This window comes from Polynucleobacter sphagniphilus (assembly GCF_001953355.1).
In the GTDB taxonomy this organism is placed as follows: Bacteria; Pseudomonadota; Gammaproteobacteria; order Burkholderiales; family Burkholderiaceae; genus Polynucleobacter; species Polynucleobacter sphagniphilus.
In genome coordinates, this window is sequence record NZ_MPIY01000001.1 from 353202 (window position 1) to 365660 (window position 12459).

The 12459-nt window shown below is 47.6% G+C and carries 15 protein-coding genes and 1 other RNA gene; 11 read left to right on the forward strand and 5 right to left on the reverse strand.

Annotated elements, in window-relative coordinates:
* The first annotated feature begins 16 nt into the window (after positions 1-16).
* Genes BOQ04_RS01790 through BOQ04_RS10975 form a run of 3 tightly spaced genes read left to right on the forward strand, consistent with a single transcriptional unit; the run spans position 17 to position 2004 of the window.
* Positions 17-514: a LexA family protein gene (locus BOQ04_RS01790; RefSeq protein ID WP_198929264.1), complete on the forward strand. Its 498-nt coding sequence runs from the start codon at positions 17-19 to the stop codon at positions 512-514.
* On the forward strand, positions 511-1824 hold the full coding sequence (locus BOQ04_RS01795) for a Y-family DNA polymerase (protein WP_076023048.1): 1314 nt from the start codon (positions 511-513) through the stop codon (positions 1822-1824). The genes BOQ04_RS01790 and BOQ04_RS01795 overlap by 4 nt, the downstream gene beginning before the upstream one ends.
* 48 nt (positions 1825-1872) lie before the next feature.
* Entirely contained in the window at positions 1873-2004 is a 132-nt protein-coding gene (locus BOQ04_RS10975) for a hypothetical protein (RefSeq protein WP_269844380.1), read from the forward strand.
* Positions 2005-2095: 91 nt separating this feature from the next.
* Here BOQ04_RS10975 and BOQ04_RS01800 read toward each other — a convergent pair whose 3' ends face one another.
* From BOQ04_RS01800 to ffs, 4 genes are all read right to left on the reverse strand, one after another.
* Positions 2096-2755: a putative quorum-sensing-regulated virulence factor gene (locus BOQ04_RS01800; RefSeq protein WP_076023049.1), complete on the reverse strand. Its 660-nt coding sequence runs from the start codon at positions 2753-2755 to the stop codon at positions 2096-2098.
* Between the two features lie 85 nt (positions 2756-2840).
* Positions 2841-3128 carry an XRE family transcriptional regulator gene (locus BOQ04_RS01805; RefSeq protein ID WP_076023050.1) on the reverse strand — a complete coding sequence of 96 codons (288 nt, stop codon included), beginning with the start codon at positions 3126-3128 and terminating at the stop codon, positions 2841-2843.
* Positions 3125-3472 carry a type II toxin-antitoxin system RelE/ParE family toxin gene (locus BOQ04_RS01810; RefSeq protein WP_076023051.1) on the reverse strand — a complete coding sequence of 116 codons (348 nt, stop codon included), beginning with the start codon at positions 3470-3472 and terminating at the stop codon, positions 3125-3127. The genes BOQ04_RS01805 and BOQ04_RS01810 overlap by 4 nt, the downstream gene beginning before the upstream one ends.
* 143 nt (positions 3473-3615) lie before the next feature.
* Positions 3616-3714: signal recognition particle sRNA small type (ffs, locus tag BOQ04_RS01815), an RNA gene on the reverse strand.
* A 33-nt stretch (positions 3715-3747) separates the two neighbouring features.
* On the opposite strand from ffs, the gene dnaX reads away from it, so the two are divergent.
* The 6 genes from dnaX (at position 3748) to BOQ04_RS01845 (ending at position 9368) form a co-directional block, all read left to right on the forward strand.
* Positions 3748-5406, forward strand: coding sequence for a DNA polymerase III subunit gamma/tau (gene dnaX, locus BOQ04_RS01820; protein WP_076023052.1), 1659 nt, complete (start codon positions 3748-3750; stop codon positions 5404-5406).
* A 49-nt stretch (positions 5407-5455) separates the two neighbouring features.
* Positions 5456-5779 (forward strand): YbaB/EbfC family nucleoid-associated protein, encoded by a 324-nt coding sequence (locus BOQ04_RS01825; protein ID WP_076023053.1) that lies wholly within the window; start codon positions 5456-5458, stop codon positions 5777-5779.
* Entirely contained in the window at positions 5779-6402 is a 624-nt protein-coding gene (gene recR, locus BOQ04_RS01830) for a recombination mediator RecR (RefSeq protein WP_076023054.1), read from the forward strand. The genes BOQ04_RS01825 and recR overlap by 1 nt, the downstream gene beginning before the upstream one ends.
* Positions 6403-6498: 96 nt before the next feature.
* Positions 6499-7545 (forward strand): phosphate ABC transporter substrate-binding protein PstS, encoded by a 1047-nt coding sequence (gene pstS, locus BOQ04_RS01835; RefSeq protein WP_076023055.1) that lies wholly within the window; start codon positions 6499-6501, stop codon positions 7543-7545.
* 1 nt (position 7546) lies between these two features.
* Entirely contained in the window at positions 7547-7969 is a 423-nt protein-coding gene (locus tag BOQ04_RS01840) for a hypothetical protein (protein ID WP_076023056.1), read from the forward strand.
* A gap of 118 nt (positions 7970-8087) precedes the next feature.
* The gene (locus BOQ04_RS01845; protein WP_076023175.1) at positions 8088-9368 is read left to right on the forward strand and encodes a carbohydrate porin; all 1281 of its coding nucleotides are present in this window, start codon (positions 8088-8090) and stop codon (positions 9366-9368) included.
* Positions 9369-9386: 18 nt separating this feature from the next.
* On the opposite strand, the gene BOQ04_RS01850 is transcribed toward BOQ04_RS01845, so the two are convergent.
* On the reverse strand, positions 9387-10940 hold the full coding sequence (locus BOQ04_RS01850; protein ID WP_076023057.1) for a HAMP domain-containing histidine kinase: 1554 nt from the start codon (positions 10938-10940) through the stop codon (positions 9387-9389).
* A 79-nt stretch (positions 10941-11019) separates the two neighbouring features.
* Between BOQ04_RS01850 and BOQ04_RS01855 the strand changes: the two genes are divergently transcribed.
* Together BOQ04_RS01855 and surE are read left to right on the forward strand one after the other, a co-directional pair.
* Positions 11020-11631, forward strand: coding sequence for a response regulator transcription factor (locus BOQ04_RS01855; protein WP_076023058.1), 612 nt, complete (start codon positions 11020-11022; stop codon positions 11629-11631).
* A 44-nt stretch (positions 11632-11675) separates the two neighbouring features.
* The gene (gene surE / locus BOQ04_RS01860; RefSeq protein ID WP_076023059.1) at positions 11676-12449 is read left to right on the forward strand and encodes a 5'/3'-nucleotidase SurE; all 774 of its coding nucleotides are present in this window, start codon (positions 11676-11678) and stop codon (positions 12447-12449) included.
* Positions 12450-12459 lie beyond the last annotated feature (10 nt).

The following is a 12459-nucleotide window of genomic DNA, read 5'->3' on the forward strand; positions in this document are numbered from 1 at the left end:
CAGTATATTGGCACTTATGGTACTTATTCCCTCAAATATCACCGCTCCAGAAAGCACTCTAAGCCAGGCTCCACAAGCCTTAGGGGCGCATTTTGATGCTTTTGAGCTCAAGTTACTTAGTCACCGTATTTCCGCTGGATTTCCGAGTCCAGCTGCTGATTATGCAGAAGAGGGTCTGGATCTCAACCGCTACCTTGTAGAAAACAAACCAGCCACCTTTATGTTTACCGTGAAGGGTGATTCGATGATGGGCGCTGGCATTTGTGACGGCGATAAGGTGGTGGTCGATAAGGCCCTCAAGCCAAAACATAAAGACATCGTTGTTGCCGTAGTTGACGATGAGTACACCATTAAGCGTCTGTATCAGTTGCGCGGCCGCATTGAACTTCAACCAGAAAACCCAAACTACCAACCCATCACTTTTAACGAAGGTAGCCAGTTACAAATCTGGGGTGTAGTTGTGGGGGTGGTGCGCAAATACAGTCACGCCAGTAGCCGAGGGAGTCATCAATGAACTCCACCCCAATCATGCCCAACAAAACTGAGCAGCTCTTTGCGTTGGTGGATGTCAATAATTTCTATGTCTCCTGTGAGCGGGTCTTTGCTCCCAAGTTAGAAGCCGTGCCGATGGTCGTGCTCTCCAATAATGATGGCTGCGCAGTAGCGCGCAGTGCTGAGGTAAAAGCGCTTGGTGTGAAGATGGGTACCCCTTGGTTTCAGATGCAAGAGTTGGCGAAGAAGCATGGTATTCAGGCTTGTTCGTCTAACTACACCCTCTATGGCGATATGAGCGAGCGCGTGGTTCAGGTGCTACGCAAGTTCACACCGAACCTAGAGGTTTACAGTATTGATGAAAGCTTTCTGCGGATAGAGACGGTACTTAAGCAGTACGCCAGCCCAGGTGATCTAGGTAGCAAGATCAAACAAACCGTCAAAGACACCACAGGTCTGCCTGTTTGCGTGGGCATTGGCGCGAGCAAAACCTTGGCCAAGTTGGCTAATCATCTGGCTAAGAAGCATGCTCAATTTGCTGGTGTGTGTGATGTTGAAGCCATGCCCAAGGAGGTGCTTTATCAATGGATGACTGAGACTGCAGTGAGTGAAGTCTGGGGCATTGGCAAACAAATGACCAAGAAGCTCAAGGCATTGCAGATCAATACTGTGTTTGATCTTCTGCAGGCCTCCCCACAATTAATGCGTCAACAGTTTGGCGTGGTAATTGAGCGTATTTGCTATGAGTTGCGTGGCGTCTCTTGCTTGGAGTTGGAGGAGGTTGCCCCCGCTAAACAGCAAATCGTTTCATCACGCAGCTTTGGCAGGCCAGTTACCGCCCTAGAGGAGCTGATTGAATCTGTCGCAATGCATGCCGCCAGAGGTGCTGAAAAATTACGCGCTCAGAACTCAGTAACGGGCGCGCTGGTGGTATTTATTCAGACCAATCCATTTAAGCAGAACGAAGAGCAATATCACCGCAGTGTTTCAGTACCGCTGAGCGATCCAAGTGATAACACCTTAATGCTCACGAACGCCGCTATTGCGGGCTTAAAGCAAATCTATAAAAGCGGCTTTCGTTACAAGAAGGCGGGCGTGATGTTCACGCTATTGGCTGATAAACCTACTGTGCAGCAATCATTATTTGAGGATATGGAAGTGAAAGGCAAGTCTGCTGGATTAATGAAAGCCATGGACTCGATTAACACTCGGTTTGGTAAGTCTGTGATTCGTTCTGCAGCCGCCGGCACTAAACAAGACTGGCAAATGCGCTCAGGCAACCGATCACCCAATTACACCACCCGGTGGGATGAATTACCCGTAGTCCAGTAATCAATTAAATAGATAAACGTAGTAACCCAAATTAACTAGGAGAGAAAAATGACTTTACTCAATAACTTCAACGGCATTTCACTCGTACTCATCATGATTTTTTCATATTGCGTAGTTTTAAAAAATACGAGTCGTGGTGAGCGCTCAAAGACATCCTTCTTTGGCAAAAATTACCAATAAGAAAAATGCATTCAAGAATTGCAGTAGCAATAGCAGTGCGCCTAGATGGGGGATAAGGAAATCACGGATTCCTTATTCCCTAGTACAGGCTTTATTTAGCTTCGAGTGCTTTGCGTAAATGTGGCGAGACGTTGTCTTGCCGCAGCATCCACTGCTTGTAGTCAGTCGGCACTTGGCTGATAAGCTCACCCTTGTGCTTGCCAAATGGCATCACCGTCGGAATGCGTGCTTTCTCGGACATTTCCCAAAAGGCTTCCAGAGAAGTGGGGTGTAATTTATCAATAATTTGCGCAACAATCTTCGAGCAGATCCAGACATCGGCTAAGGCGCTATGGGCATTGCGTAATTGTTCTCTGGCGCTACTGCGTTCAAAGTGATAGAGCAGGGCGCTTTGCGTGTGGCTATCAAGCTCAGGCCATAGGCTACGTGCCAAGGCAAGCGTACAAATCCGTTTGACCTCGGGGCTGCCAATGGCGACCCAATCAAAATCAATGTTGTGACCAATCAGGTACTTGGTGCCAGCCGGCAGTCTAAAAGAGCTGCTCGATGGGCAATTGACTAATTCTTCATCCATGATGTGATGCGTAGCTAGAGCACCAAGACTAATTGGCTTGCCTGGGTTGTAACGCTGTACCCAGGGGTTGCCCACTTCAAATGGAGTAAGCGAGATCACATCGAGAGATGCTGCCTCAATAATGACTGCATCGTTCTTATCGGTGGCTTCAACATCAAAAATAATGGCTTGGGGCATAAGTACTCGGTTTGGTAATTTAAAGGCTATTGTGCCTTGATTAACCGGCTTATGCGACTTGAATGAGACAGAGGATCATGAGATCTCAGGCCGCCTTTAATTCAAATTTAATCGTTTTCCCAAGCGCTGTAGCTGCGCGAGCCAATGTAATGAGGGTTAGGCTGGTATCACTCTCATCGAGTAGGCGGTTTAAGGCTGCTCTACTGGTATGCATTTTCTTGGCCATGAGTGTTTTTGTGAGTTTTTGTTTCTGCATCTCTTGTTCAATTTGCCATGTAATAACCCGTTTGACGGCTACCGCAGTGGAGCGTTCAAGAATTGACTCTTCTTTTAAGAAGGAGTCAAAGTTGCTACCAATATGTTTTTTCTTCATGAGTGTCTCCTTAACAACTTAACCCTATTTTTTGCTAAATCCATATCCGACTGAGAGATCTTCTGCTGCTTCTTGATAAATCCGTGAACGAGAACGATGGATTTGCCATCAATAACAAATAACACCCTTGCAATTGCACTTCTTAAGTTGCATCTCACCTCCCAGATATCACTTTCAAGGTGTTTAATCAGAGGCATGCCTAAGGGCCAGCCAAATTGGACGGTTTTAATGTCCTCACCAATACGCTTTTTATCTTCTAGGTTCAATGATTGAAGCCACTGTCGGACCGGCTCATTCCCAGCTTCTGTTTTATAAAAGTAAACCTCAAGGATTGGATTTTTCATCCAATGATCGCATCAATAATGGTACGTATATTACATCAGATATTACTTAATAAGTAACAAGAAAGGGGCGCTTTTGCATCAGTCAGAAGCTTTAAAAGCTGGTAGGTGATGAACGGATGTAATGATTATTGAGATAGGGTAGGGTGGATGAGCCAAACCCCCGGCACTGGCAGAAATTGGGTTTGGCTGCTTCGTTCCCGACCTGACCAGGTTATCCAACCCACCATGCGGGGAGGCCCATCCAATTCTATTTTAGCCTTGTTAGAATGGTGACTATGACATCTTTGGCTTTAGCCCGTTCGTGGCGCCCTAAAACCTTCTCCCAATTGGTAGGACAAGACCATGTGGTCAAAGCCCTGACCCATGCCTTGGATCAAGGGCGACTGCACCATGCTTGGCTCTTTACAGGTACTCGTGGTGTGGGTAAGACGACCATCGCCCGCATTATGGCAAAAGCCCTCAATTGCACCGGGTCGGATGGCTCGGGGAAGATGACCTCAGAGCCCTGTGGCAAATGCCCCGCTTGTCTTGAGATCGACGCAGGCCGCTTTGTTGACTATATTGAAATGGATGCAGCGAGCAACCGTGGTGTTGACGACATTGCTGCACTATTAGAGAAGGCTGCCTACGCACCAAGCAATGCGCGTTACAAGGTGTACATGATTGACGAGGTGCATATGCTCACCAATCACGCCTTTAATGCCATGCTCAAAACACTGGAAGAGCCACCAGAGCACGTCAAATTTATTCTAGCAACTACCGATCCCCAAAAGATCCCAGTCACCATTTTGTCGCGTTGCTTACAGTTCAACCTCAAGCAAATGCCAGTACCGCTCATCGTGGAACATTTAGAAAAAGTACTGGCTGCTGAGAATGTGCAATACCAGGCCAACGCCCTACGTGTATTGGCTAAAGCAGCGCAAGGCTCGATGCGCGATGCCTTATCTTTAACTGACCAAGCGATTGCATATGCGGCCGGTATCGTTTCTGAAGAAGCGGTACGAGGCATGCTGGGCACCCTTGATGATGCTTATCTAGTGCGCATTCTGGATTCTTTGACTGCCAAAGATGGTGCCGCACTGTTAGCAACTGCAAATGAGATGGGCGAGCGCAGTATGTCTTTCTCATTGGCCTTAGCCGATCTGTCAAGTCTCTTGCAAAAGATTGCCGCCGCACAAGTAGTACCCGAGTCTGTATTGGAAGATTGGCCGGAGGCGGGCGATATTCGCCGCTTGGCCCAATCTCTGTCTAGGGAAGAAGTGCAACTCTTCTATCAAATTAGCATCACCAGTCGCCCAGACTTATCGCTCGCACCAGATGAGCAAACTGGTTTTGCGATGACACTCTTGCGGATGTTGGCCTTTCGTCCTGGATCTGAAGCGGTAAGAGCGGGAGGTGGTACTGTGCCTCCGCCCCCATCAGCAACTCCAAGACCAAGCGCTCCAGCGCCTGCTACAAGGCCTGCGCCCACTACTTCAGCTGCCCCACTTGCGCCAACTGTGTCTGCTCCTGCAGCGCCAGCAGCAGCGATGGCAACTGCTCATGCTGCCGATCGTCCCGACTGGCACGCCTTGATGCGTCAGTTGCCAGTGCGCGGTTTAGTGCAGCAATTGGCGTTTCAGACTGAGCTACAGGTTTGGGACGATTCTCCTGCTGGAGTGCGCGCCACGATCGTGACACCCATGCCGCAATTGGCCTCCGAGGCTTCAGTAGGTCGCTTGGCAGATGCCTTAACTGCGCACTTCGGTAAACCTGTAAAGGTACTCGTTGAAAAGGGTGAAGTAGAGGGCAAGACCGTTGCCAAGGTTGATGCGCAAATACATCAAGAGAAGCGCCAGAATGCAGAGCAAATGATTGCTGCTGATCCATTTATTCAGCAACTCGAGAAAGAATTCGGAGCCAAGGTAGTTGGCGGCTCTGTTAAAGCGCTTTAAGTAATGAATCAGTAATACAAAATAAATGAAGAACTAAGGAAAAGAAGCGATGATGAAAGGTGGACTGGCTGGCTTGATGAAACAGGCTCAGCAGATGCAAGAGAAGATGAAGGTAGCGCAAGAGCAATTGGCTGCTCTTGAGGTGACTGGTCAAGCCGCAGGCGGCGTAGTCAAAGTCACCATCTCTGGCAAATACGATATGAAGCGTGTGCAAATTGATCCAGCCGCCATGGATGATCGCGAGATGTTGGAAGACCTCATTGTGACTGCCTATACCGATGCTTTTAAGCAAGTGGAAGCTGCTAGTGCCCAAGTGATGTCTGGTGCTACTGCTGGTATGCCAATGCCCCCTGGATTTAAGTTGCCCTTCTGATGGCGCGTCACGAAGCACCTCAAGATGCACTTGGTCGTTTGATTGAGGCCTTACGCGTATTACCAGGAGTGGGACCAAAGTCTGCGCAACGTATGGCTTTCTACCTACTTCAACATGATCGCAATGGCGCAGCTGTCTTGGCCAAGTCATTGGGTGAAGCGGTCGAGACCGTAGGCCACTGCGCCCGTTGCAATACCTTCTCCGAAACGCACGTATGTGGCACCTGTGCCGATGAGCGTCGTGATCCGTCATTGCTGTGTATTGTTGAAACACCCGCTGACCAGGTGATGGTAGAGCAAACCCTGAGCTTCAAAGGCAATTACTTTGTATTGATGGGCCGCATTTCACCGCTTGATGGCATGGGTCCGAATGAAATTCATTTTGATCGTCTGCTCAATCGCATTGAATCTCCTGATACGGGTGTGCCCGTTCGAGAGGTGGTTCTAGCAACCAATTTCACCAGTGAGGGTGAGGCAACCGCCCATTACATCGGAGAAGTGCTGAAAATTAAGGGCATTAAAGTGACTCGTATCGCCAGAGGTATTCCAGTGGGTGGCGAGCTTGAGTATGTGGATGCGGGTACTTTGGCGCGTGCTTTGATGGATCGCCGTACCGTCGGCTAATTGGTCTGGGCCCGCTATAAATAGAGGTCGAAAAGAAGATGTCACAAATATGACATCGTCTGCATTTATTGTTCCATCTTTAAACAGGTTTTGAGTATGGGCTATTTCTTACGCCTATTCCCTGCGGCTGTATTGCTCCTATCCATGGGGGCCGTTCCTTTTGCTCACGCTGATTCAGAAATCGACGGAGTAGGGGCCACCTTTCCAATGCCCATCATGCAATCTTGGGCAGAGGCTTATCAAAGTCAAAAAAATATCAAGGTGAACTATTTAGGAATCGGTTCTGCTGAAGGCATTAAGCGCATTACTGCGCGCACAGTTGATTTTGCTGTAACTGATATTGGATTGACTCAATCCGAGTTATCTCAAGATGACTTAATGCAATTTCCCTTGGTGGCAGGGGGCATCACTCCAGTAATTCATTTGCCAGGCATTTCATCGGGTCAGTTGCGCCTCACCGGCTCAGTGCTGGCGGATATCTTTTTGGGTAAGGTCACTTATTGGGATGATGTAGCCATTCAAAATCTCAATGCCACCATCTCTTTGCCGCACTTAGCAATTACAGTCATTCATCGCAAAGATGGTTCGGGCACCAGCTTTACCTTTACTGGCTACCTTGCAAAGGTAAGTCCAGAATGGGATCAGCGTTTTGGTATTGGCTCGAGTTTGCAATGGCCGGTAGGTGAGGCAGCAGCAGGTAATAGTGGGATTGCCAAAACTGTTGCACAAACAGAGGGTTCGATTGGCTATGTTGAGTTTCGTTATGCGCAAAAGTCTAAACTGACAACCATCAATCTAATTAACCGCGACGGTAATAATGTTGCCCCAAGCCTCGATACCTTCATGCAAGCCTACAAACAGGCTCACTGGCATAAGGCAAGTTATTATCAGTCCCTGACAGATTTACCCGGCGCCAATAGCTGGCCTATCGTTGCTATGTCTTATGTGCTTATTCATGCGACGCGTAATGAGCGTGAAGATGCGCTACAAACTTTGCATTTCTTGGAATGGATTTATGCCAATGGGGCGCTTGCTGCGCAAGAAGCTAGCTATATTCCCATTACCGATGAAGCGCTTATTCAGGCCTTTGCTGCCCGCTGGAAGCAAGTCAAGGACGAGCAGGGTAACGCCGTTTTGAAATAATATGCAAAGCAAACGCCTATTCTCTCTATTGATGCTCGCTGGTCTATTGATGGCTAGCTTATCGCCATTATTGGTTAATGCAAAAGGGGCGCCAGTCTCACTCAATCTATCGAAGAATTTTAGAAATCTGATCATTCAGGGCGAGCGCTCAGAAATTGTGGCTTGCATGGTGGCCAGTAATCGCTACTTCAAAAATGCACCTGATTTTGCAGAAATGCGCTGGCTCGATTCAACTTCTCAAACGGCTTTAATGCATGAGAAAGAAGTCGATCATCATTTGACTCGCATCATTGCACTGCATGCTGAAGCCATTCCAAATACCAATACCTTCTTTAAACCATGGACGCCAGTCAAGATTGAATGTATTCAGGTGGATGAAGGTGATCCTCAGGTGAAGGTCGCTGTGGCTATAGAGGCTAAGTAAGCCGGTGACTTTATATAAATTACCCCTCTCGCTATTGTGCTTTGCCCTTTGTGCTGCAATCTTGCCAGCTACTGGCTATGCGCAAGTCCAGTTCGCGATAGGCTCCAGTGTGGATGATATGGAAGGCGCCAAGGTAGCAGTAGAAGGCGAAACACCTCCAGCAGATCAGCGTTGGAATATTCACGGGCAGGCAACTTGGGTAGATCAATATCACCCTACCTTTAATGCGCCTTATAGTGGCACGAATAGTTTGACGCCTCACAGCAATAGCGCCGAAACCTTTGATGCGACACTCTATTTAGGGGTGAAGTTATGGGATGGCGGTGAGGCCTACTTCAATCCGGAAATTGACCAAGGCTTTGGCTTAAGCAATACCTTGGGTCTGGCAGGCTTCTCCAGTGCGGAAGCATATAAGGTCGGCAATAACAACCCATACTATCGCACGCCACGGGCATTCATCCGTCAAACTTTTAATTTGGGTGGCGATTTAATTGAGCTCGAAGATCAAGCGAATCAATTGGCCAAAACCATCACATCCAATAATGTGATTATTACTGCTGGTAAGTTCTCGGTGGTTGACATCTTTGATACCAATACCTATGCCCATGACCCAAAAGGAGACTTCTTGAACTGGGCTGGTGTGGATGCGGGCGCATTTGACTATGCGGCGGATTCTTGGGGTTATACCTACGGCGGTGCGATTGAGTGGAATCAAGATTGGTGGACTTTGCGAGCTGGCTACTTTGATCTATCGATTGTTCCAAATAGCGAAAATATTGATATTGGGTTTAAGCAATACGAGTTGGTCACTGAGCTTGAAGAGCGTCATGAAATTGATGGCCATAAAGGCAAATTCAAGGTTTTGGGATTTGTAAACCGCGGCAATATGGGTTCGTATAGCAATGCGGTTGCCTTGGCGCAGCAAACCGGCACGACCCCTGATACTTCATTAGTGAGACGCATGGCTTGGCGTCCTGGGATTGCGTTGAACTTTGAACAAGAGATCAACCCCAGCGTTGGATTATTTGCACGCGCCAGCCAAAATAATGGCGCTCAAGAGGCCTATGAGTTTACTGATATCAATCAGTCAGTCACCGCGGGTCTCTCATTTAAGGGCGATCTTTGGAATAGACCAATGGATAGTATTGGCGTTCAGGGCATCGTGAACGGAATCTCTAAGGAGGCCCAGCAGTATTTTGCAATGGGTGGTCTTGGAGTGCTGGTGGGTGATGGTGCTTTAACTTATGGTTTGGAGCGTATCTCTGAGGTGTATTACAACCTGGGCGTAGCTAAGCACCTCGCTTTTGGATTTGACTACCAGCACGTGGTTAATCCTGCATACAACGCGGCCCGTGGCCCAGTTAATATCTTCGGTATTCGCGTACACGCAGACTTCTAATGGATTGCTTGATGGTTTTTAGTTGGCTAAGGGCAAGCGAACAATAAAGCGAGATCCAGCACCCTCTTTGCTTTGCACCTGAATATCACCTTCGTGCAAAGAGATTGCCATTTTTACTAGATGTAATCCTATGCCAGTACCGCCAATGCCAGTCACGTTACTGCCGCGGTGATAACGCTCAAAGAGTTGTGCCATATCTTTTTCTGGAATACCAATTCCCTTATCCTCAATGGTGATCACAGCAAAATCCCCTGCAGCATAAGCGGTAACACGGATCTCTTTATCGGCATTGGAGTACTTAATCGCATTCGAAATGAGATTGCTAAAGATCAAAAATAAAAGATCTTGGTCGCCAAATACCAACATCGGCTGCTCGTCATAATCAAAGCGAATCTGGCATTGAGGATTGTTTTCTTCGTTGATGCGACACACGTCGGCAATCAGCTTACACGGATCGAGTTTCCTTGGGGCAAAGGGAAGTTGTGATGTGCCATCGTAAAGACTGCTCGAGGTGATGATGTTTTCCATCACCTTGGTTACCCGCTTGACGGAGTTGCGAATCTTATGGGCACGCTCGACAATGTCATGTGAACTAATGGGTTCACGTAACTTAATCAGGCGCTGCGCCTGACCGTCAATAATCGTGAGCGGAGTGCGAAACTCATGGGAGACCATGGAAATAAAGTTACGCTGCAACTCCGTCATCCGCTGCTCAAGATGTAGCTTCTCTTCGAGTGATGAAGCTTGTTCAATCAGTTTGAGTTGGCTCTGAGAGAGGGCAATCGCATTTTTTTGGAAGATCACTACCGCACGACTCATCTCACCGATTTCATCTGGGCGATCAGTGCCCTTAATTTCAATATCGGTTTGATTGGCCGCTAAGGTGCGCATCTTGTCAGCTAGAGCCAGCAAGGGTAGGGCAATCTTAGTGCGGATGTAATACAGTAAATAAGCGATACAAAAAATCGTAACTAAAAATGCCAGCAATATCAGCTTTTGAGCCTGAGAGTAAATATTGGCCGCGTAATCACTGGCGCTACTAGCACCTTTAACGGTCTGGGAGGTGAGGGTGCTCAATGAAGTGCTCGCTGTTGCAAAATCAATCCGAGATTGACCCATATAGAGTTTGCGCGCTTGATCTGCTTTACCGTTTTTATACAGACTTAACACTTCATCTGAAGTCTTTTTATACCTCTCCCAGTCTTGTTCAAACTCCTGAAAGGTCTTTAATTCTGCTGGACCATGTTTCATAGTTTGATACTTCTTTTCTGTCAAAGAAATAATTTCCTTGAGGGTAATAATTTCTTCGCGAGCACTTTTTTCCACGCTAGGATTTTCAGAAAGAATCAGGTTTGCCTCAGCCGCCCGGTAGTCGGAAGTATCGTTATTTAAGTCACCCAGGAAGAGTGTGCTTTGGAGCCAGTGTCCGCGGATATCAGCCGAAGCTTCATTCACCTCATTGAGTTTGCTAAAACTAAAGAGCCCTAGCCCCAGCGTTAAAAAGAAAATAAGCAGAGAAAACAGAATAATTTGCGTTCTGAGGGATCTCTGGACTAACAAGTTAGAATTCACTAGGGCATCACTGAAGTAGGGATTAAGAGGCTGTTTTTACTCACAGGACATCTTAATACACCATAAGTGTTTGGAAAACATGGAAGCAGATAAAAAGACCATCAAAATCCTCTGTATTGAAGATGAGGAAGAGACTGCCAAGTTATTGGAGGAAGATCTTTCTGAGCGGGGCTATGAAGTGGCGCTTGCTTTTAATGGTCAAGATGGCTTAAAAGCCATACTGAATAATTCCCCGGATCTAGTGCTGTGCGATATCGGTATGCCCGTCATGTCGGGTTTAGAGGTTTTGGAGAGACTCACGGCAGTATCCCCTCGATTAATGCACGTTCCCTTTATCTTTTTAACGGCATTGAGTGATCGCGATAGTGAGCTAAAAGGCCGTAAATTAGGCGCTGACGATTACGTTACTAAGCCAATTGACTTTGATGTATTGGCTACGATTATTGAAGCCCGCTTATCGCGGGTCGCCAGAATGGACGTCTGGCCTAAAGAGGTGCAGCTCAATCCGCGAGAAACAGAAGTACTGACATGGTCGGCGCGTGGCAAAACCTCTGATGAAATCGCCTCGATCTTGGGTTTAAGTAAGCGCACAGTTGACTTCCATTTTGATAATGCCCGTACCAAATTAAACGTATCGACCAGAACCCAGGCGGTTGTCAAAGCCATGGCAGGGCGCTTAATTGATGCTTAGCCTACTTTTGATACTTTGCCCTATGAACATAGGATAATCAGGTCATGCACATACTTTTATCAAATGACGATGGCTATCTAGCCCCAGGAATCTTGGCTCTCTATAAAGCCTTACAGCCTTTGGGTCGAGTTACTGTGATTGCGCCTGAGCAAAACCATAGTGGTGCCTCAAATTCTTTAACCTTGTCACGCCCGCTCTCGATTCATCGCGTTGCTGGTGGTGAGCGTGATGGCTTTATGTTTGTGAATGGCACACCAACTGATTGTGTGCATATTGCCATGACAGGTTTCTTAGATGAAAAGCCAGACTTAGTCGTCTCTGGAATTAATCAGGGTGAGAATATGGGCGAAGACGTTCTGTACTCAGGCACTGTCGCCGCTGCGATTGAAGGTGTCATGTTTGGCGTACCAGGTATTGCATTTTCACAAATTGATCGCGGCTGGGATCGCATTGATGACGTCGCTAAGGCAGCTCACGATATCGTTGCTCAAGCATTAGTTTCCCATTTGCCACATACCGATGGCACCGCTCCTTTGCTCAACGTTAACATTCCTAACCGTCCTTATGCTGATTTATATCGTTGGCGTGTCACCCGCTTAGGTACGCGTCATCACTCTCAGCCGGTGGTAATTCAAAAAAGTCCACGGGGTGAAGACATCTATTGGATTGGTCCAGCAGGTGACGCTAAAGACAGTTCTGAGGGAACGGATTTTCATGCAATCGATGATGGTTGCATCTCCATTACGCCAATGCAGTTAGATCTAACGCACCATGCCCGCCTAGCAGCTATGCGTGCCAATGGTTGGGATCGCGGTTGAAACCAGCGGC

Coding starts and splice junctions, on each gene's coding strand:
- BOQ04_RS01790 (WP_198929264.1), top strand. CDS start 17: ATGGTACTTATTCCCTCAAATATCACCGCTCCAGAAAGCACTCTAAGC.
- BOQ04_RS01795 (WP_076023048.1), top strand. CDS start 511: ATGAACTCCACCCCAATCATGCCCAACAAAACTGAGCAGCTCTTTGCG.
- BOQ04_RS10975 (WP_269844380.1), top strand. CDS start 1,873: ATGACTTTACTCAATAACTTCAACGGCATTTCACTCGTACTCATCATG.
- BOQ04_RS01800 (WP_076023049.1), bottom strand. CDS start 2,755: ATGCCCCAAGCCATTATTTTTGATGTTGAAGCCACCGATAAGAACGAT.
- BOQ04_RS01805 (WP_076023050.1), bottom strand. CDS start 3,128: ATGAAGAAAAAACATATTGGTAGCAACTTTGACTCCTTCTTAAAAGAA.
- BOQ04_RS01810 (WP_076023051.1), bottom strand. CDS start 3,472: ATGAAAAATCCAATCCTTGAGGTTTACTTTTATAAAACAGAAGCTGGG.
- dnaX (WP_076023052.1), top strand. CDS start 3,748: ATGACATCTTTGGCTTTAGCCCGTTCGTGGCGCCCTAAAACCTTCTCC.
- BOQ04_RS01825 (WP_076023053.1), top strand. CDS start 5,456: ATGATGAAAGGTGGACTGGCTGGCTTGATGAAACAGGCTCAGCAGATG.
- recR (WP_076023054.1), top strand. CDS start 5,779: ATGGCGCGTCACGAAGCACCTCAAGATGCACTTGGTCGTTTGATTGAG.
- pstS (WP_076023055.1), top strand. CDS start 6,499: ATGGGCTATTTCTTACGCCTATTCCCTGCGGCTGTATTGCTCCTATCC.
- BOQ04_RS01840 (WP_076023056.1), top strand. CDS start 7,547: ATGCAAAGCAAACGCCTATTCTCTCTATTGATGCTCGCTGGTCTATTG.
- BOQ04_RS01845 (WP_076023175.1), top strand. CDS start 8,088: ATGGAAGGCGCCAAGGTAGCAGTAGAAGGCGAAACACCTCCAGCAGAT.
- BOQ04_RS01855 (WP_076023058.1), top strand. CDS start 11,020: ATGGAAGCAGATAAAAAGACCATCAAAATCCTCTGTATTGAAGATGAG.
- surE (WP_076023059.1), top strand. CDS start 11,676: ATGCACATACTTTTATCAAATGACGATGGCTATCTAGCCCCAGGAATC.